At 63.2% G+C, this 18,643-nt stretch carries 16 protein-coding genes; all 16 read left to right on the forward strand.

The features are described from left to right. The 16 genes from NKH30_RS23350 (at position 1) to NKH30_RS23425 (ending at position 18,337) form a co-directional block, all read left to right on the forward strand. Positions 1 to 1,062 carry an ABC transporter ATP-binding protein gene (locus tag NKH30_RS23350; protein WP_352851016.1) on the forward strand — a complete coding sequence of 354 codons (1,062 nt, stop codon included), beginning with the start codon at positions 1 to 3 and terminating at the stop codon, positions 1,060 to 1,062. A gap of 50 nt (positions 1,063 to 1,112) precedes the next feature. Beyond that, complete coding sequence (locus tag NKH30_RS23355; protein WP_352541239.1) at positions 1,113 to 2,201, forward strand: Gfo/Idh/MocA family protein; 1,089 nt, start codon at positions 1,113 to 1,115, stop codon at positions 2,199 to 2,201. 26 nt (positions 2,202 to 2,227) lie between these two features. Continuing rightward, a complete protein-coding gene (locus NKH30_RS23360) occupies positions 2,228 to 3,142 on the forward strand; it encodes a sugar phosphate isomerase/epimerase family protein (protein ID WP_352772987.1) in 915 nt (304 codons plus the stop codon). A gap of 37 nt (positions 3,143 to 3,179) precedes the next feature. After that, a complete protein-coding gene (locus NKH30_RS23365) occupies positions 3,180 to 4,121 on the forward strand; it encodes a sugar ABC transporter substrate-binding protein (RefSeq protein WP_023675781.1) in 942 nt (313 codons plus the stop codon). 61 nt (positions 4,122 to 4,182) lie between these two features. Next, positions 4,183 to 5,187, forward strand: a complete 1,005-nt coding sequence (locus NKH30_RS23370; RefSeq protein WP_245274659.1) for an ABC transporter permease — start codon at positions 4,183 to 4,185, stop codon at positions 5,185 to 5,187. Then, complete coding sequence (locus NKH30_RS23375) at positions 5,184 to 5,966, forward strand: ATP-binding cassette domain-containing protein (protein ID WP_352541238.1); 783 nt, start codon at positions 5,184 to 5,186, stop codon at positions 5,964 to 5,966. The genes NKH30_RS23370 and NKH30_RS23375 overlap by 4 nt, the downstream gene beginning before the upstream one ends. A gap of 34 nt (positions 5,967 to 6,000) precedes the next feature. Continuing rightward, positions 6,001 to 7,182 carry an aldose 1-epimerase family protein gene (locus NKH30_RS23380; protein WP_352997267.1) on the forward strand — a complete coding sequence of 394 codons (1,182 nt, stop codon included), beginning with the start codon at positions 6,001 to 6,003 and terminating at the stop codon, positions 7,180 to 7,182. A gap of 91 nt (positions 7,183 to 7,273) precedes the next feature. Continuing rightward, positions 7,274 to 8,362 (forward strand): fatty acid desaturase family protein, encoded by a 1,089-nt coding sequence (locus NKH30_RS23385; RefSeq protein WP_352452737.1) that lies wholly within the window; start codon positions 7,274 to 7,276, stop codon positions 8,360 to 8,362. A gap of 45 nt (positions 8,363 to 8,407) precedes the next feature. Further along, the gene (locus tag NKH30_RS23390) at positions 8,408 to 8,740 is read left to right on the forward strand and encodes a MocE family 2Fe-2S type ferredoxin (RefSeq protein WP_352997268.1); all 333 of its coding nucleotides are present in this window, start codon (positions 8,408 to 8,410) and stop codon (positions 8,738 to 8,740) included. An 18-nt stretch (positions 8,741 to 8,758) separates the two neighbouring features. After that, the gene (locus NKH30_RS23395) at positions 8,759 to 9,559 is read left to right on the forward strand and encodes a 3-methyl-2-oxobutanoate hydroxymethyltransferase (RefSeq protein ID WP_023675787.1); all 801 of its coding nucleotides are present in this window, start codon (positions 8,759 to 8,761) and stop codon (positions 9,557 to 9,559) included. A 226-nt stretch (positions 9,560 to 9,785) separates the two neighbouring features. After that, positions 9,786 to 11,228 (forward strand): DHA2 family efflux MFS transporter permease subunit, encoded by a 1,443-nt coding sequence (locus NKH30_RS23400; RefSeq protein ID WP_352997270.1) that lies wholly within the window; start codon positions 9,786 to 9,788, stop codon positions 11,226 to 11,228. Positions 11,229 to 11,507: 279 nt separating this feature from the next. Further along, positions 11,508 to 12,494 (forward strand): ABC transporter permease, encoded by a 987-nt coding sequence (locus NKH30_RS23405; protein ID WP_352716998.1) that lies wholly within the window; start codon positions 11,508 to 11,510, stop codon positions 12,492 to 12,494. A 59-nt stretch (positions 12,495 to 12,553) separates the two neighbouring features. Next, positions 12,554 to 13,579, forward strand: coding sequence for a sugar ABC transporter substrate-binding protein (locus NKH30_RS23410; RefSeq protein ID WP_352571250.1), 1,026 nt, complete (start codon positions 12,554 to 12,556; stop codon positions 13,577 to 13,579). Between the two features lie 83 nt (positions 13,580 to 13,662). Beyond that, positions 13,663 to 15,786, forward strand: coding sequence for an ABC transporter permease (locus NKH30_RS23415; RefSeq protein ID WP_352997272.1), 2,124 nt, complete (start codon positions 13,663 to 13,665; stop codon positions 15,784 to 15,786). Further along, positions 15,783 to 16,841: an SMP-30/gluconolactonase/LRE family protein gene (locus NKH30_RS23420; RefSeq protein ID WP_352997274.1), complete on the forward strand. Its 1,059-nt coding sequence runs from the start codon at positions 15,783 to 15,785 to the stop codon at positions 16,839 to 16,841. Before NKH30_RS23415 ends, NKH30_RS23420 begins: the two co-directional genes overlap by 4 nt. Continuing rightward, positions 16,841 to 18,337: a sugar ABC transporter ATP-binding protein gene (locus NKH30_RS23425; RefSeq protein ID WP_352836256.1), complete on the forward strand. Its 1,497-nt coding sequence runs from the start codon at positions 16,841 to 16,843 to the stop codon at positions 18,335 to 18,337. Before NKH30_RS23420 ends, NKH30_RS23425 begins: the two co-directional genes overlap by 1 nt. The last annotated feature ends 306 nt before the right edge of the window (positions 18,338 to 18,643 follow it).

Genomic DNA, 18,643 nt, shown 5'->3' on the forward strand with positions numbered 1-18,643 from the left:
ATGGCCAATATCGCCTTCCGCAATGTGACCAAACGCTACGGCAACACGCTCGCCGTCGACGACGCCTCGTTCACTGTCAACGACAATGAGTTCTTCTGCTTCTTCGGGCCGCCGCTGTCGGGCAAGTCGACGATACTGCGTCTGGTGCTCGGGCTGGAAACCCCGGACGCGGGCGAGATCCTGATCGGCGGAAAGCCGGTCAACACGGTGTCGCCGGCCGAGCGCAACGTCGCCATGGTGTTCCAGAATTTGGCGCTGTTTCCGCATATGAGCGCGCGCGCCAACATCCGCTTTCCGCTGGTCGAACGCCGGGTCGCCGAAGCCGAGATCGAAAAGCGCGTCGCCGACGTCGCGGCCAAGCTGCATATCGGCCATATCCTGCACAAGCCGCCGGCACAGCTTTCAGGCGGCGAGCGGCAGCGCGTGGCGATCGCCCGTGCGCTGGTGCGCGACCCGGCCGCCTATCTGATGGACGACCCGATTTCGGCGCTCGACGCCCGGCTGCGCGAGGAAACGCGGGTCGAGCTGAAGCGCATCCAGCGCGAGCTCGGCAAGACGCTGATCTATGTCACGCACGACCAGGAAGAAGCGATGTCGGTCGCCGACCGAATGGCCATTCTGGAGAACGGCAAGATCAGGCAGATCGGCGCGCCGGCCGAGATCTATGACCGGCCAGCCAGCACCTATGTGGCGCGGCTGCTCGGGTCGCCGATGATGAACATATTGAAGTCGGTGCACGGCGCCGAAGGCGTGGAGGCGGCGGAAGGCACGATCCGCATCGCGGATACCGGCGCCCCGGCCGATGCCGTGGAAATTGGACTCAGGCCGGAAGACATCAAGGTCAAGGCCTGGTCGGAGGGGGGCGCGGGCCGCCCGGCGCGAGTGTTCGAGGTCGAGCCGCTCGGCGGCTACACCGTTGTGACGCTCGCCGCCGGGCAGGCGCGTCTGCGGGCGCTGTTGCGCGGCCAGCCAGACATCAGGCCGGACGCGATGGTGGCGATATCCTGCGAGCCCGGCAGGGTGCATTATTTCGGACAGAGCGGGGGAGCGCTGGCAAGATGACGGCGGCGGCAAGGAACGAGCTTCGGGAGGAACATATGGCAAGCCAAGAAATGGCGGGCAACGGCTTCGAGCCGGACGTTAAAGTCCGCACCAGGGAATACAGGATCGGCTGCGTCGGCGCCGGCATGATCATGGCCGAATGTCACCTTGCCGCCTATAAGGAAGCCGGTTTCCCCGTGGTGGCGATTGCCTCGCGGACCAAGGCCAGCGCCGAGAAGGTCGCCAAACGCTGGGATATCCCAACCGTCCACGACACGCCGGAACAGCTCATCGAGGACAAGAACGTCGAGATCATCGACCTTGCCTTTCCGCCCGACCAGCAGCCGGCGCTGATCCGCCATGCGCTGAAGCAAGCACATATCAAGGCGATCCTGGCGCAGAAGCCATTGGCGCTGTCCCTTGAAGAGGCCGTCAAACTCCGCGACGAGGCGGCCAAGGCCGACAAGATCCTCTCGGTCAACCAGAACATGCGTTACGACCAGTCGATGCGCGTCTTGAAGCAGATCATCGACAGCGGCGCGCTCGGCGACATCGTTTTCGCCCAGATCGACATGCATGCGATCCCGCACTGGCAGAGCTTCCTCGAGGACTATGACCGGCTGACGCTCGCCAATATGAGCGTCCACCATCTCGACGTATTGCGCTTCCTGTTCGGCGATCCCCTGGAGATCACCACCCTGACCCGCAAGGACCCGCGCACCCGCTTCGACCATTCGGACGGCATCACCGTGTCGACGATCAAGTTCCCGTCCGGCGTGCTCGCCGTATCGCTGGAGGATGTCTGGTCCGGGCCGCGCCAGGAGGGCTACAAGGACGACCAGCACATCAATTGGCGCGTCGACGGCACCAAGGGCGTCGCCAAGGGTACCATCGGCTGGCCGACTGGCGCTGCCTCGACGCTGACCTATGCCTCGACCGAGACCACCGGTGGTGAATGGGTGACACCCAGCTGGGACACGATGTGGTTCCCGCATGCTTTTATCGGCGTCATGGAGCAGCTCCAGCACGCGGTCAAGACGGGCGAGCCGCCGGCGCTGTCGGTCGCCGACAACGTCAAGACTATGGCGCTGGTCGAAGCCGGCTATCGTTCGATCGACAAGGGCCGGACAGTCAAACTTTCCGAAATATCAACTGACTGAATCACTTACAGGGAGGACTTCACACCATGATGCAGGCAGGTATTTTCACGGGTTATTTCCCGTATGGCCTCAAGGAGACCGCGCAGAAGATCCGTGCGCTCGATTTCAACACCGTGCAGCTCGACCTGCATTTCAGGGATATCGACCTTTCCGCCGGACAGATCACCAAGGACAAGGCCAAGACTGTCCGCGATACGTTCCGCGACCACAATCTGCCGATCTGCTGCGTATCGGGCTACACCAACATCATCCATCCGGATATGGGCGAGCGCGAGAGGCGCGTCGGCTATTTGAAGGAGATCATCCGCAACGCACGCCATTTCGGCACCCCTTACGTGATCTCGGAAACCGGTACCTACAACACCGAGTCCGACTGGGTGCATCACCCGAAGAACAAGACCGAGGAAGGTTTTGAGGAATGCCGCAAGGTCATCGCCGACCTTGCCCAGACCGCCTATGACCACGGCGCGGTCTTCCTGCTCGAGACCTATGTCAACAATGTCGTCGGCTCGGTCGAGGAGACGGTGAGGATGTTCGCGCAGGTCGACCACCCAGGCCTCGGCCTGCTGATGGACCCGACCAACTATTTCGAAACGCACAACATCGACAGGATGGACCAGATCCTGAACCAGGTGTTCGACACGCTGACCGACAAGATCAAGATAGCCCACGCCAAGGACGTCAAACGCTCCGGCGGCGACAAGTCGGAGAAGCACGCCGACATCGGCGACGAGGACGCGCTGGAGAGCCACACTTTCCGCGGCGTCGGCGAGATCGAGCTGCCGGCGCCCGGTCTCGGTTCGCTGAACTACGACCTCTATCTCAAGCGGCTGGCCGAAAAGCACCCGAACATCCCGGTCATCATCGAGCATCTTTCGGAAGACGACGTGCCGCGCGCCAAGAAATTCCTCGACGGGAAATTCCGCGCCAACGGACTGTGATGGCGCGGTTCGGCTACGAAACAAGGGAGGAAGAGAAATGTTGAAATTCGCGTTGAAAATCGCTGCCGCGGCGACCGTTCTCGCCGGTGTGGCGCTGGGTACGCCGGCGCTGGCGCAGGACGCTCAGAAGACGTTCTACCTGCTGTCGCATGGCGGCCCGTCGGATGCCTTCTGGATCGACTGGAATGCCGGCGCCACCAAGGCCTGCGACCAGCTCAAGGTGACCTGCAAGATCTCGTTCAGCGGTGGCGACATGGCGGCGCAGAAGGAGGCCTTCAACTCGGCACTCGCCGCCAAGCCGGACGGCATCGCCACTACCTCGGCGCAGCCCGGCCTGTGGACCGAGGAGGTCAAGGCAGCCAAGGCGGCCGGTATCCCGATCGTGTTCTTCAACACCGACGATCCGGCAACCGGCCGGCAGGCCTATGTCGGCGCCGATCTCAAGGAGGCCGGTGTCATCTGGGCGAAATATCTGGTCGACCACAAGATGGTGAAGCAGGGCGACAAGGTGTTCCTGCCGGTCGAAGTGCCGGGCGCCAGCTACCAGCAGCTCGAGACCGAAGGCATCGCCAGCGTCTTCGATCCGCTCGGCATCAAATATGATGTGGTCGATTGCGGCACCGATCCGGCCGGCATCATCGCCAAGATGACCGACTACATGGTCGCCAACAACCCGCCGGCGATCATCGCGCTCGGCGATTCCGTCGCGGCCAGCGTCAAGCGGGTGTTCGACGGCGCCGGCGTGCCGGCCGGCAAAATCCCGGTCGTCGGCTGGGGCAATTCGAAGGAAACGGCCGAGTCAGTGAAGTCCGGCTTCATCAACGCGGCTGCCTGGCAGTTCCCGTCAGCGCAGGGCTTCATGCCGGTGGCGCTGCTCGGGTTGGCCGCCGCTGGCGAACCGATCGGCTACGACATCCACACGTTCAGCCTCTACGACGCGTCGAGCGTCGAACCGATCCTGAAACTCTACAACAAGTGATTGGAACTGACGCTCGCCGCGCAGGCGGCGGGCGTCACCCTGAGATATGGTCGAAACAGTCATGACAATTGCCGCAGAAGAGGAAATGCCGCGTGCCAAACGCAGGTCGAGCCTGATGCGCTCGCCACAGTTCTCTTCGCTCGTCATCCTGATTGTCCTGCTGGCGGTGTTCGCGATCGCCGACGCCAATTTCCTGTCGCCGCTCAACATCTCCAACATGATGGCGTTCCTGCCCGAGCTCGGCATCATCGCCCTCGGCATGACGCTGCTTCTGACGGCGGGCGAGTTCGACCTTTCGGTCGGTGCCGTGTTCGGGCTAGCGCCGGTCGTGGTCATGCTGCTGGTGCAGAACGGCGGCTTTGATATTGGCGTCGCGCTGTTGGCCGGCCTGCTGCTCTGCATAGCGATCGGTGCGATCAACGGCCTGATCGTCACCAAGATCGGCATCTCGTCCTTCCTGGTGACACTGTCGATGTTGCTCGTCGTGCGTGGGGCAGCGCTTTACATCACCCAAGGCTTTCCGCTGAAATCCTGGAACCAGCCAGGCTTCTTCGTGACGCTGCTGGCCGGCAGCTTCAATATCGGAACGTTCCGTTTCTATACCTCGCTGTGGTGGTTCATCGGCCTGTCGCTACTGGCGATCTATGTGCTGCACTACGCCAAGCTCGGCAACTGGATCAGCGCTATCGGCTCGAACCGTAACGCCGCCGTAGCGCGCGGCGTGCCGGCCGATGCGGTCAAGATCTGGCTGTTCATCCTGACCTCGGTGCTGGCCGGTCTCGCCGGCATGATCAGCGCCTTCCGCATCTCTGCCGCCTCGCCGGTGGCCGGCACCGGCTACGAGCTCGAAGTGATCGCCATGGTGGTGGTTGGCGGCACCGCGCTGACCGGTGGACGCGGCACCATTTTAGGCACCATCGTCGGCGCGCTGATGCTGCGCAGCATCCGCAACGGCATCGTGCTGATCGGCGTGCCTGGGCTCGCCTACAACATCTTCGTCGGCGTCATCATCCTTGCCATGCTCATCCTGCACGCTTTGCTGCAGAAGAACGCCGCCAGGAGCTGATCATGGAAGTGCTTCGGCTGCAGAATTTGCAAAAGTCCTTCGGCAGCGTCCGCGCCCTGAAGAGCGCCTCCTTCACGCTCAACGAGGGCGAAGTGGTGGCCTTGCTCGGCGACAACGGCGCCGGGAAATCGACGCTGATCAAGGCGATCTCGGGCGTGTTTCCGGTCGATCGCGGCGAGATCTATGTGCGCGGCCAGAAGGTCTCCATCCGCTCGACGCGCGACGCGATGGATCTCGGCATCGAGACCATCCACCAGGACACCTCGCTGGCTCCCGATCTCAGCATCGCGCGCAATCTTTTCCTCGGCCGCGAACCGGTCAATCTCAAATGGCTGGGCGTGTTCGCGCCGCTCGATCTCGCCAAATTGCGCGATGCCGCCTCGGCGCTTTTGAAGCGCGTCGGCATCTCGAAGAAACTCGACGCCGATGCACTGGTCAGCACGCTGTCGGGCGGCGAGCGCCAATCGATCGCCATTTCGCGTGCCATGCAATTTGCCGCCAAGGTCATCATCCTCGACGAGCCGACCAACAATCTCGGCGTCGAGGAAACGCACGGCGTGCTGCGCTTCGTGAAGGAAGTGCGCGACGCCGGTCACTCGGTGCTTTTGATCACCCACAACATCCATCACGTCTTCCAGGTCGCCGATCGCATCATCGTCATGCGCCGCGGCGAGATCGTCGCCGAGCAGACAGTCGCCGACACCGACCTGCTAACCGTGGAAAGCATCATCACCGGTGCCGACATGTCGGCCCTGCTCAAGGAGACGAGAGCGAAGTGAAGGACGGGAGCAAAGTGAAAGAACTGGCCGTCACATGGTAGAGCTTTACGGGAAGACGCTGTCGCGCCGGCAGGTCTCGGAACGCTCGGGCATGCTGTCGCAGTTCGCCGGCGTGCGGCTGATGACGCTTGGCGACGGCGTCGAGCGCGGCATCCGCATGCTCGAATTCCGCACCGGCTCCGGCCTGCGCTTCACCGCGCTGGTCGACCGGGCGCTCGATATCGCCGATTGCGATTTCAGGGGCCAGGCGATCGGCTGGCATTCGCCGAGCGGTTTTCGCCATCCCGGCCTGCACGAGTATGAAGGCGAGGAGGGATTGGCGTGGGCGCGGTCGTTTTCCGGCCTTCTGCTGACCTGCGGCCTCGACCATATATTGTTCATGAACGAAGTACCGGCCGATACCTACAACTACCCGCCGAAGACGATGGTGCGCCATTCGCTGCACGGCCGCATCAGCACCATCCCGGCGCGGCTGACCGGCTATGGCGAGACCTGGGACGGCGACCGCTGCGTGTTGTGGGCCGAAGGCATCGTCCAGCAATCGACTGTATTCGGCGAGGATCTGCACCTGCTGCGGCGGATCGAGGCCGATGTCGGCGGCAACGAGATCCGGCTTTCGGACCGTGTCGTCAATCACGGTTTCAACCGTACGCCGCATATGTATTTCTACCACATCAATGTCAGCCATCCGGTACTCGACGAGGGCGCGCGCTACCTGGCGCCGATCCGCGACGTCGTCTGGGCAGGCCATGCCGGCGAGCGCTATGAAGCGCAGAAGGTCGGCTACCGCACGGTGCCGGCGCCGCAACCGGGATTCAAGGAACAGGTCTGGCAGCACGAACTCGGCGCCGACAGCACCGGCGAAGTCCCTGTGGCGGTGGTCAACGACAGGCTCGGCGTCGGCTTCGAGGTCGTCACGCGCAAGGACCAGTTGCCCTGCGCCTATCAATGGCAGAATTTCCAGGCCGGGCAGTACGCGCTTGGGATCGAGCCCTCGACGCATCATGTGCTGGGCAATCTGGCGGCGCGCGAACGCGGCGAGATGATCTGGCTGGAGCATGGCGAGAGCCGCTCCTACGATGCGGCGTTCCGGGTCCTCGACGGCGCCGGCGAGATCGCCGCCGCCGAAAGCCGGATCGCTGCAATCGCCAGGCAGCCGCAGCAGGATTATCCCCAGCCGTCGGGTCGTTTTCCTGTTCTTGGAGGCAGGTCGTGATAATGGCGAAGACGATACGGGACACCAGTTGGGAGGCTGGTTCCGGCCGGAGCGGGGAGGGTTCGCGGCCGATCGGGAATTGGAGGTCACAATGGCTGGCACGGTAAAGCGCGATTACAGCCTGGTCGGCGAAAGCACGCGCAGGGCGATCGAGACGGGACTGGCCTCGGCGGAGTGGTACCACACGGATGTCCCCCGCAAGGCGATCAAGGAGTTGATGCAGCGCTCAGACGGCCCGGCGATCCGCGACACGATCATCTGGATCGTCGCCATCCTCGGCTCCGCCGCCGGCGCCATCTATTTCTGGGGTACCTGGTGGTGCGTGCCGTTCTTCTTCGTCTACGGCGTGCTCTACGGCTCGTCCAGCGACTCGCGCTGGCACGAATGCGGCCATGGCACTGCCTTCCGCACGCGCTGGATGAACGATGTCGTCTACCAGATCGCCAGCTTCATGCTGATGCGCAACCCGGTGACCTGGCGCTGGAGCCATGCCCGTCACCACACCGATACCATCATCGTCGGCCGCGACGCCGAGATCGCCGTGATGCGCCCGCCGGACCTTTTGCGTGCGGCGCTGGCTTTCACCGGCATCCTCGATTTTCGCTATTCGCTTCCGGCACTGGTACGCCAGGCGTTCGGCAAGCTGACGCCCGACGAGAAAAGCTACGTTCCCGAGATGGAACAGCACAAGGCCGTCATCGCGGCGCGCTGGCATATTGCCATCTACATCGCCACAATAGCACTCGCCCTTTTCATGCAGTCGTGGGTGCCGGTGGTGCTCATCGGCGTGCCGCGCCTTTACGGCACCTGGCACATGGTGATGACCGGCCTGCTGCAGCACATCGGTCTGGCCGACAACGTCGTCGATCACCGGCTCAACACCCGTACCGTGTACATGAACCCGATCAGCCGGTTCATCTACTGGAACATGAACTACCACGTCGAGCACCACATGTTTCCGATGGTGCCCTATCACGCGCTGCCCAGGCTGCATGAATTGATCAAGCACGATCTGCCGGAGCCGAACCCGTCGATATGGCATGCCTATCGCGAGGTCTGGCCTGTCCTGCTCAGGCAGCTCAAATACGAGGATTATTTCCTCAAGCGCGAACTGCCGCCAACCGCACGGCCCTATCGTGGCGAATTCCACGAAGTGAACATGTCGGCAGCGGCTGAGTAGGTACTGCGCACAAGCGCAACGCAGAAATTTCAGGAGAGATATAAAATGGCCGATTGGGTCGAAGCGTGCGCCGTGGACGATGTCGAAGAGGAAGACGTCATCCGCTTCGACCATGGCGGCCGCACCTTCGCGATTTACCGTTCGCCGGACGATGAATTCTTCGCCACCGACGGGTTTTGTACGCATGAGAAGGCGCATCTGGCCGACGGGCTTGTCATGGACGACATCATCGAATGCCCCAAGCACAATGGCCGCTTCAATTATAAGACCGGGCAGGCGAAGGGCGCTCCCGTTTGCGTCAATCTCGCGACCTATCCAGTCAAGGTCGAAGCTGGCAAGGTGATGATCCAGATCGCTGACCGGCCTTCTGTCACGTAGCAAAGGGAACCAAAATCCATGAGCCGGAAAAGACCGACCGTCGCAGACCTGCGTGCCATGAAGGGCAAGCGGCAGCTGACGATGCTGCGCGTGCTGACGATGGACGAGGCCGAGGCCGCCGAACGCGCCGGCGTCGATATCGTCTCGGTGCCGCCGGAGCTGGTGCTCAATCCGCAATACCGCGATGCGGCACCCAGCCTGTTCACCATGCCGGGCGAGAATTTCTTCGAAATCGGCACCGCCGATGATTTCGTCCGCTGGGCGTTCCGGCTCTACAAGGCCAGCGCCGATGCGGTCTATTGCAGCGCCGGGTACGCCACCATCAAGCGGATGGCCGACGATGCCATTCCGGTGATCGGCCATGTCGGCCTCATCCCGTCACGCGCCACCTGGACGGGCGGCTTCAAGGCTGTCGGCAAGACCGCCGATACCGCCATGCAGGTGTTCGAGGCGGTGAAGCAACTGGAGGCCGCCGGCGCGATCGGCGCCGAGATCGAGGTGGTGCCGGTCGAGGTGGCCAAGGCGATTTCGGAACGCACGTCGCTGATCATGCTGTCGATGGGAGCGGGCACCGGCTGTGACGCGCAGTATCTGTTCGCCGACGACATCCTCGGCCAGAACCGTGGCCACATGCCGCGCCATTCCAAGGTCTATCGCAATTTCGCCGCCGAATACGATCGCCTGCAGGCCGAACGTATCGCCGCCTTTTCCGAATATGTCGCCGATGTGAACAGCCTGGCCTATCCCGAAGACAGGCACGTCGTGCACATGGACCCGGACCAGCTCAGCCTGTTTCTGGAGAAGATCGAAGCCGCATGAGACACGCCGGCCGCGGCACGAAGCATCATCGCGGATCGTGAAAGGCCGGTTCGGCGCCAGGGCCGGGTCATCGCATGGCCGGCTGCGATGCCACACGAAAGTTTGTTGGACCAGGTCTGGACGGCACCGGCCAGATGCTGTTGAAGCCGGTGCGTCATCGGTTTGCCGGACAATTGTGCGGTTGCCGATGGAGCGGGTGAAAATTCCCCTTCGGACAGTTCTGTGCATGACCGCCATTCCCGAAAACAAAGCCTTGCCCGAAACCGCGCCGGCGGCGCGGCAAGCCCGGCGGGTGGCGCTGATCGTCGCCGTCGCCTTCTTCATGCAGCTTCTGGATTCGACCATCATCTCGACATCGCTGCCGCAGATGGGAGAATCCTTCGGCGTGCCGGCGGTGGCGATGAGCATCGGCATCACCGTTTATATGCTGACCATGGCGGTGTTCGTGCCGCTGTCCGGCTGGCTTGCCGACCGTTTTGGCGCGCGCAACATCTTCCTCGTGGCGATCGCCCTGTTCACATTGGCCTCGCTCGTTTGCGGCATCTCACAGAACCTGGCCGAGTTCGTCGCCGCACGCGCGGTGCAGGGCCTGGGCAGCGCGCTGATGACGCCGGTCGGCCGCATCCTGGTGCTGCGCAATGCGCCGAAATCCGAGCTTCTCAACGCCACGGCGCTGATCACCTGGCCGGCGCTGTTTGCGCCGGTGGTCGGGCCGGTGCTTGGCGGCTTCATCACCACTTATCTCTCCTGGCACTGGAATTTCTTCATCAACATTCCGCTTGGGGTTGCCGGTTTGGCGCTGGTTGCCCGCTTCATTCCTGGGGACCGCGAAGCTGGGGCCAAGCCGCTCGACTGGCCGGGCTTCCTGCTGACCTCGGTAGGGCTCGCCGCGATGCTCTATGGCCTCGAGCGCATCGCGCATCCGCAAGAGGGTGTGTTGCCGACCGTGGCACTGCTCGGCACGGGCATTTTGGTCGGCTGGCTGGCGGTGCGGCATCTGGGAAGCGCCAACCATCCGCTGCTCGATCTCACAGCTTTCAAGGTGCAGACCTTCGCCATCTCGACGCTGTCGGCCGGCACGATTTTCCGGATCGCCATCAACGCCACGCCGTTCCTGCTGCCGCTTTTGTTCCAGGTCGGCTTCGGACTGAGCCCAGTCGATGCGGGCATGATGATCCTGGCCTATTTCCTCGGCAATCTCGGCATGAAGGCGGTGACGACGCCGACGCTGAGGCGCTTCGGCTTCCGTTCGGTGCTGATCGTCAACGGGGTGATCGCTTCCTTGTCGATCATGGCCTGCGCGGCGCTTTCGCCGCAGACGCCGCAAGCGTTGGTGGTGGTGCTGATGCTGATCGCCGGCCTTTCGCGATCGATGCAGTTCACCGCGCTCAACACACTGGCCTTCGCCGATGTGGCCTCACCGCAGCGCAGCTCGGCGGCGACGTTGTCCAGCATGCTGCAGCAGGTGGCGATGCTGTTCGGCGTAGCGGTCGCCGCGGCACTGCTCAACCTGTCGCAGATCGCCAGGGGGGCTGCGGCGCTCGATCTCGTCGACTTCCGACTTGCCTTCCTGGTGATCGGCGCAATCGGGCTCGTCGCCTCGTGTCGCTTCCTGGCGTTGCCGAAGGCTGCCGGCGCCGAGGTCTCGGGCCATGTTTTGCGGATTTGACGCGGGAATCCAGCGGCGATCGCGGACATAAATTCTGCCTGCTTCGCTCGTTGTGGAACAAACTTTTGCGAGCGCTCCGATCGGCACGGTTAATGCAAAAGTGCTTGAGTTCCCGGCATTGCGCCAGCCTCGCCAATCGGCGCGTCCAACCGCAGAATTTCCTCGCAAGCCGGCCTGCAATGCGCGGATTCATTTGACGAATTGGTCTTGAGCCGATTAGCTTTCGTTCCGATGGCCGCAGAGGGAGCAGGGCGTAGCCATCGCGGGTGAAAGCGGGCAATGAACGCGACCGGCTGGCTAAACTGGAGAAGCCTGAACCAGGAGGGCATTGTCTTTGCCATCGCGGTTGTGCTGTTCATTGCCGCCGCCATCGGACTGCCTGGTTTTATCAACTCGAACAATCTCGTTGCCATCGTGCGCTCAGTCTCGGTGCTGGGCATATTGGCGCTCGGCATGGCGGTCGTCATTATCGGCAGGGGCATCGACCTGTCGGCGGTGGCGATCATGGCGATGTCGGTCGCCTGGTATCTGCAACTGCTGAATTCGGGAACATCCGACGGGCTGGCCTTCGCCTATGTGCTCGCTGGCGTTCTCGCCATCGGGCTGTTGAACGGAATCCTGGTCGCCTACGCCGAGGTTCCGGCGATCTTCGTGACGCTGGCGACCGCGTCCTTCGTCTTCGGCTATGTGCGTTCACAATTGATCACGCAGGACGCCGTGCCGGTGCCGCCCGGCCATTGGGTCGAGCTTCTGGGCGGGCTGCGTCTCCTCGACATCCCGGTCGAGGTGTTTGTCTTCGCCGGGCTGGCTTTCGCCTTCTTCCTGTTCCTGCGCTACACCAAATGGGGCCGCTACGTCTATTTCGCCGGCGACAACCCGGTCGCGGCGCGCAATATCGGCATTCCAGTGCGCCCGATGCTGGTGCTGCGCTACGTGCTGTCGGCCCTGGTCTCGCTGGTGGCCGGCCTGCTCACTGCGGCCAGCCTGCATTCGATCAACACCCGCATCGTCAATTCCACGCTGCTCTACGACATCGTGCTGGTTGCGGTGATCGGCGGCATCGGTCTGTCTGGCGGGCGGGGCGGGGTGCGCAACGTGCTGGTGGGTGCCGCGCTGATCGGCATCCTGCTCAACGCCATGACCATCATCGATATTCCGCTGCTCTATCAGAACCTGATCAAGGCCGCGATCCTGCTGGCGGCGATCATCGTCGATGGGTTCATCAATCCGCGCGACGAGCAGACCGCGCAGCAAGGCGACATTTAGACTGACGCGAACGGTTGGGGCCGGCCGCGAACGACAACGACCAAACCAGAGGATGTGACATGAAAATCATCAGGACATTTATGGCTGCCGCGGCAGCGCTTGCCGTCTCCGCCTTCGTGGCGCCAGGCTTCGCGGCCGAAGATCCGGGTCCGGCCGCCTATTCGCAAGCGCTCAAGGGCAAGCGTGTGATGCTGGTGCCGATGGCGATGGGCTTCGACCTGGCACAGGGCTGGGCGCATTACCTGAAGACGGAGGTCGAGGCCTGGGGCGGCGTGTTCGAGACGCGTGACCCGAACTGGGTGGTCGATGCCGGCGCGCAGGCGATAACCGACGCTATCTCGTCGGACGCCAGGCCGGACGTGCTGATCATCCATTCGCCGGACCTCAATTCCTATGCCAAGCTGATGAAGAAGGCGCAGGCGGCCGGCACCTATGTCCTGCTGGTCGACAATCCGGCAAACTTCCCGGCCGATGCCTTTGTCGGCAGCGACTGGGATCGGCTCGGCCAGCTGGAAGCCGAAGCGGCGATCAAGGGTTGTGGGCCGAACTCCTCCAAGAAGATCGGGCTGGTGCAGGGCGACCAGGCCAACTCATCGAGCCTCTACCAGTATGCCGGCATCATGAAGGTGCTGGACAAGAACCCCGACTTCAAGGTCGTGGCCAAGCCGGACTCCAACTGGGATGCGACGACCTCGCGCAACGTGACGACGACGATGCTGCAGCAGAACCCCGACATCTGCGCCATCATCGATTTCTGGGACGGCGACGCGACCGGCGCATCGGCTGCGATCCGCGATGCCAAGCTCGAGGGCAAAGTCTTTCTGGTCACCACCGGCGGTGGCGAAAAGACCGCCGACTGCGACAAGCTGCAGGACGGCACTTATGGCGCGGTGGTGATGACCGATCTTGCCCGCCAGTCGGGCGACATGAACGCCGTCATCAAGTTCCTGTTGCAGAGTGGCCAGCCGGCCGGCACCTCGCACACCTACATCTACACGCTGGAGAAGGCGACAACCAAGGCCGACCTCAAGCCGGACAGCTGCTGGGACTTGAAAGCACTGCAAGCCCAAGCTGCGGCCAAGTAAACCGCGGGTCCGTTGCAAGCATCGACGAGGTGGCCGGACTGGATTCGGCCGCCTCTTTCTCTCTTGAGTGGCAGCAGCAACCGATGTCCTTTCGCGAACGCCTTCAATCCTGGCGCTACAATCTCGTGCCCGACCACCTCGTCGGCGAGATCCTAAGCAAGCGCTGGACCGACAACGCCATTCCGTTCCTGGCGCTGGTGGCGACGCTCGGCGTGTTCGGTTCGATCATTCCCGGCTTCTTCAAGCCGATGTCGCTGCAGGAATCGACCCGCCAGCTCGGCGAGTTCTCGCTGGTCGTCACCGGCATGACGGTGGTCATGCTTGGCGGCGGCATCGACCTTTCGGTCGGCTCGATCTTCGCGCTGTCCTGCTTTTCCGCCGTGTTCGTCTTCTTCATCCTCGAACAGTCGGTGTGGCTGGCGCTGGCCGCCTCGATCGTCACCGGCCTGCTGTTCGGCGCGATCAATGGCTATCTGATCGGCTATTTCCGCCTGCGCGCTTTCCTGACGACACTGGTCACCTTCATCTTCGGGCGGGCGCTGTTCGACATACTGGTCACCACCTATGCCGCCGACGTCCAGCTTTCCGATGCCACATCGGATGTGCTGGACTTCATCGGCGACGACACCTTCTGGGGCCTGTCGGTTGCGGTGTGGGCGGCGATTATCCTGGCGATTATTACGCATGTCGCGCTGACGCGCTCGCGGCCCGGCTGGCATGTGCAGGCGGTGGGCGGGTCGCGGCGATCGGCTCACAATGCCGGCATCCGCGTACGCCGCACCGTGTTCATGACTTATGTGTTCTCCGGCTTCTGCGCCTCGCTCGGCGGCTTCCTCATCGCCTGCCGGCTGAGCGGGGCAGGGCCGGGCACAGGCCTCAACCTCGAGGTCATGGCACTGACAGCGGCGGTCGTCGGCGGCGTCAGCCTGGGCGGCGGCCGCGGTTCGGTGATCAAGGGGCTGATGGGCGCGATCATCGTGCTGACGATGACCAACGGGCTGATCCGGCTGGGCTATGGCACCGGCACCAACCAGATGGTGCTGGGCATCATGCTGGCCGTCGCCGTCACCATCGACATTCGCTGGCTGAAGAACCGCCACAAGGTTCTGGACGAGGTCTATGTCGCACCGGTCTACCTGAAGATGGGGGCAACGCAGTCGGCGGCACCGGGTTCGGGCACCCCTTACGAACTCGACAACCGATTGTCGGAGGCCGACCATATCGGGCTCGGCGAGCTGGAAGGGCCGGAAGACGTCATCCTCGACCGCGACGACCATCTCTATTGCGGCACCAGGCATGGCGAGATCGTCCGCTTCTTCGCGCCGGACTACAAACGCTCGGAGGTCTTTGCCCATATTGGCGGCTTTCCGCTCGGCCTGGCCTTCGACAAGACAGGCAATCTGATCAGCTGCGTTGGCGCGATGGGGCTTTATTCGGTCTCGCCGCAGCGCGAGGTGAAGCGGCTTTCGGCGGAAACGTCGCGCTCCTGGACTTCGATCGTCGACGATGCGCGGCTGCGCGACCCCAATGATTGCGACATCGCGCCGGACGGCCGCATCTACTTCACCGATTCCACCAAGCGCTATGACGCGCACGACTGGGCGCTGGATTCGATCGAGAACCGCGCCACCGGGCGGCTGCTTGTCTATGATCCGAAGGACGGTTCGACCAAGACATTGCTCGACGGCTACCGCTATACCAACGGCGTGTGCATGGCGCATGACGGCAAGTCGCTGTTTTTTGCCGAAAGCTGGGCCTGCCGCGTGCATCGCTATTGGCTGGTGGGGCCGAAAGCAGGCACCGCCGAATGCGTCATCCGCGACATGCCGGGCTACCCCGACAACATCAACCGAGCGTCAGACGGCAATTACTGGATGGCCTGGCTCGGCATGCGCACGCCGAGCTTCGACCTGTCGCTGCGCCATCCCGACATGCGCAAGCGCATGACGCGCCGGCTGCCGCAGGACGAATGGCTGTTCCCCAACATCAACACCGGCGGTGTGGTGAAATTCAACGAGAAGGGCGGCATCGTCGAGGCGATGGGCGACCTGTCGGGCGCCGCGCATCCGATGGTGACTTCGATGCGCGAGCACAAGGGTTTTCTGTTCGTCGGCGGCATCCTCAACAACCGCATCGGCCGCTACCGGATTGCCGGCGCCGACCCGAACTGGACCAGCCCTGCTTCCTATTGGGGAGCAAAGGCATGATGCTGGATCCGATCCTCGACATCTTCCGCGGCAAGGCGGTGACCATCCCGCCGCTCGACGGTGCCTTCAGGCCGAACACGCTGCTGGACGATGTTGCGGCCTTCGCCGAACTGCTCGAGCCCGATAATCTGCTGGTCGCCGACGGCCGGCTGCTGGTTTCCAGTGGCGATGCCGTCTACGCGGTCACCGCCGGTGCCGCGCCTGTTCTGGTCGAGACATTTCCGGCCGCGGTCACCGCGCTCGCGCGCTCGCCCGCCGGCGAACTGGCGGTCGGGCTCGAAAGCGGCAGGCTGCTGATTGCAGGCAAGGAGGCCGCCCTGCCGGCCGAGATCCGCTGCATCACAGTACTCGCCTACGCAGAAGATGGCACGCTTTGGCTGGCCAATGGCTCGGCCGAACACGCGCCGTCGGAATGGGCCGCCGATCTGATGAAGAAGGGTGCGTCGGGTTCGCTGTGGAAGCGCGATCCGGCAGGCAGCGAATTCCGCAAGCTCGCCGGTGACATAGCCTTTCCCTATGGGCTGCATCCAACCGGCGAGGACGTGCTGGTCGGCGAGAGCTGGCGGCACCAACTCGTCCGCTTCGACGGCGCGACAGGCAGCCGCTCGACGGTGCTGGCGCATCTGCCCGGCTATCCCGCGCGGCTATCGCCCGCCGCCGATGGCGGTGCCTGGCTGGCGCTGTTTGCGCCCCGGAACCGTCTGATCGAATTCGTGCTGCAGGAAACGCACTATCGGAACGACATGCTGGCGCAAGTGTCGCCGCAACACTGGATCGCGCCGGCACTCGCCTCCAACCGCAGCTTCCTCGAGCCGCTGCAATGCGGCGGCATCCGCACCATGGGCATCCACAAGCCGTGGTCGCCGAGCCGCTCCTACGGGCTGGTGGTCAGGCTCGATCGGGAGATGCGGCCGCAATTCAGCCTGCACAGCCGCGCCAACGGCACGCGCCACGGCATCTGCAGCGTGGCGGAGACAGACGGTCGCCTGTTCATTGCCTCGAAAGGCGGCGATTGCCTGCTGGCCATCGACCTGGCTTCAGGAGGGCATCGCTGATGGAACCGATCGTCCGCCTGGAGAACGTGACCAAGACCTATCGCGGTGTGCCCGCGGTGAAGAATGTCAGCTTCGAGTTGCGCAAGGGTGAGATCCACGCCCTGCTCGGCGAGAACGGTGCGGGAAAATCGACGCTGACCAAGATCATCGCCGGCGTTGTCGACGCGACATCGGGAAAGATGTTCCACAAGGGCCAGGAGATCGCCTACGCCTCGCCGCATGCGGCGCTTCAAGCCGGCATCGCCATGGTGTTCCAGGAGACCAGCCTGGTGCCGTCGATGACCGTGGCGCAGAACCTCTATCTCGGCACCGAGAGCTTTCTCAACCGGCTGCGCGGCACCTACATTTCAGCGCAGCAGTTCCTGCAGTCGCTGAATTTTCCTGTCGACCCCAATGCCATGGTGGCGACGCTGGGCGCCGCCAAGCGGCAGATGGTCGAAATTGCACGCGCCGTCCACCACAATGCCGAGATCATCATCTTCGACGAGCCGACGGCGACGCTGACGCCAGAGGAAAAGCGGCACTTCTTCGCGCTGATCCGCCGGCTCAAGGCAAGGGGCGTGTCGATCGTCTTCATCAGCCATGCGCTCGAAGAGGCCCTTGATATCGCCGACCGCATCACCATTCTGCGCGACGGCGAGCTGGTGATTACCGACGACACCGCCGCTTTCGATCGCGACAGGATCGTCGCGGCGATGGTCGGGCGCACGCTTTCGGGACAGCTCTACAGCCAGCGCGACGAGACCAGGCTGCGCAAGCCCGGCAAGAAGGTGCTGTCGGTACAGGACATCTCGATGAGCAATGTCGTGCGCAACAATTCCTTCTCGATCTTCGAGGGCCAGATCACCGGCGTGTTCGGGCTGATCGGCTCGGGCCGCACCGAGACGTTCAAGATCGTCTCCGGCATCTACAAGCGCGACTTCCTGCGCGGCGGCACTATCGAGCTGCACGATCGGCCGGTGCGCTATCTCGTGCCCAGCAAGGCGGTGGCGGACGGCATCGTCTATGTCACCGAAGACCGCAAGAGCGAGGGGATTTTCGAGACGATGGACGTCGCCGAGAACCTGTTCGGCGGCTTCCTGGCGGCAGGGCGGGAAAAGGGCTGGGTGATCAATGCGCAGGAGATGCGGGCGCTGTCGGCCGAATGGACCAGGACGCTGAACGTCAAGGCGATCAACGACAATGCCCGCGTGGTCGAGCTTTCCGGCGGCAACCAGCAGAAGGTGGTGATCGGCAAGGGGCTGGTGCAGAAGCCGCGCATCGTCATCTTCGACGAACCGACGCGCGGCGTCGATGTCGGCGCGATTGCCGAAATCCACCAGATCATCAACCGGCTGGCCGATGAAGGCCTCGCAGTCGTCGTCATCTCGTCCTACCTGCCGGAGATCATGAACCTGTCCGACCGCATCCTGGTCTGCCGGCAGGGCCGCATCGTCGAGGAGTTCTCGCCTGCGGAGGCGACAGAGGAGAAGATCATGTACGCGGCGGTGCACTAGGTTTCCTGGGCGCGGAAGGTTGACATTTGGACGGTTTTTGCGCCGGCGGATCGTACACTTTGGAGATTGGCTGAGGCGCCGTCGTTTCGTCATCCTGGGGCGAAGCAAGGAGCGAAGCGACGCGGCGCAGACCCCAGGATCCATGCCGCTACATCAGAGCGCTGCAGCGGTGCAGCATCCTGCTCCGCTGCGTTCTTCGGCTAAGGTCACGGCATGATGGGGTGGACGGCGCCCGACGGCATCGGATGTGCCAGAATGAGTTCGTTGAGATCTCAAACAAGGGAGCCGTCCGTGGAACACCTTATC

Source organism: Mesorhizobium sp. M1273, from assembly GCF_040318195.1.
Classification (GTDB): domain Bacteria; phylum Pseudomonadota; class Alphaproteobacteria; order Rhizobiales; family Rhizobiaceae; genus Mesorhizobium.

Coding starts and splice junctions, on each gene's coding strand:
- NKH30_RS23350 (WP_352851016.1), top strand. CDS start 1: ATGGCCAATATCGCCTTCCGCAATGTGACCAAACGCTACGGCAACACG.
- NKH30_RS23355 (WP_352541239.1), top strand. CDS start 1,113: ATGGCGGGCAACGGCTTCGAGCCGGACGTTAAAGTCCGCACCAGGGAA.
- NKH30_RS23360 (WP_352772987.1), top strand. CDS start 2,228: ATGATGCAGGCAGGTATTTTCACGGGTTATTTCCCGTATGGCCTCAAG.
- NKH30_RS23365 (WP_023675781.1), top strand. CDS start 3,180: ATGTTGAAATTCGCGTTGAAAATCGCTGCCGCGGCGACCGTTCTCGCC.
- NKH30_RS23370 (WP_245274659.1), top strand. CDS start 4,183: ATGACAATTGCCGCAGAAGAGGAAATGCCGCGTGCCAAACGCAGGTCG.
- NKH30_RS23380 (WP_352997267.1), top strand. CDS start 6,001: ATGGTAGAGCTTTACGGGAAGACGCTGTCGCGCCGGCAGGTCTCGGAA.
- NKH30_RS23385 (WP_352452737.1), top strand. CDS start 7,274: ATGGCTGGCACGGTAAAGCGCGATTACAGCCTGGTCGGCGAAAGCACG.
- NKH30_RS23390 (WP_352997268.1), top strand. CDS start 8,408: ATGGCCGATTGGGTCGAAGCGTGCGCCGTGGACGATGTCGAAGAGGAA.
- NKH30_RS23395 (WP_023675787.1), top strand. CDS start 8,759: ATGAGCCGGAAAAGACCGACCGTCGCAGACCTGCGTGCCATGAAGGGC.
- NKH30_RS23400 (WP_352997270.1), top strand. CDS start 9,786: ATGACCGCCATTCCCGAAAACAAAGCCTTGCCCGAAACCGCGCCGGCG.
- NKH30_RS23405 (WP_352716998.1), top strand. CDS start 11,508: ATGAACGCGACCGGCTGGCTAAACTGGAGAAGCCTGAACCAGGAGGGC.
- NKH30_RS23410 (WP_352571250.1), top strand. CDS start 12,554: ATGAAAATCATCAGGACATTTATGGCTGCCGCGGCAGCGCTTGCCGTC.
- NKH30_RS23415 (WP_352997272.1), top strand. CDS start 13,663: ATGTCCTTTCGCGAACGCCTTCAATCCTGGCGCTACAATCTCGTGCCC.
- NKH30_RS23420 (WP_352997274.1), top strand. CDS start 15,783: ATGATGCTGGATCCGATCCTCGACATCTTCCGCGGCAAGGCGGTGACC.
- NKH30_RS23425 (WP_352836256.1), top strand. CDS start 16,841: ATGGAACCGATCGTCCGCCTGGAGAACGTGACCAAGACCTATCGCGGT.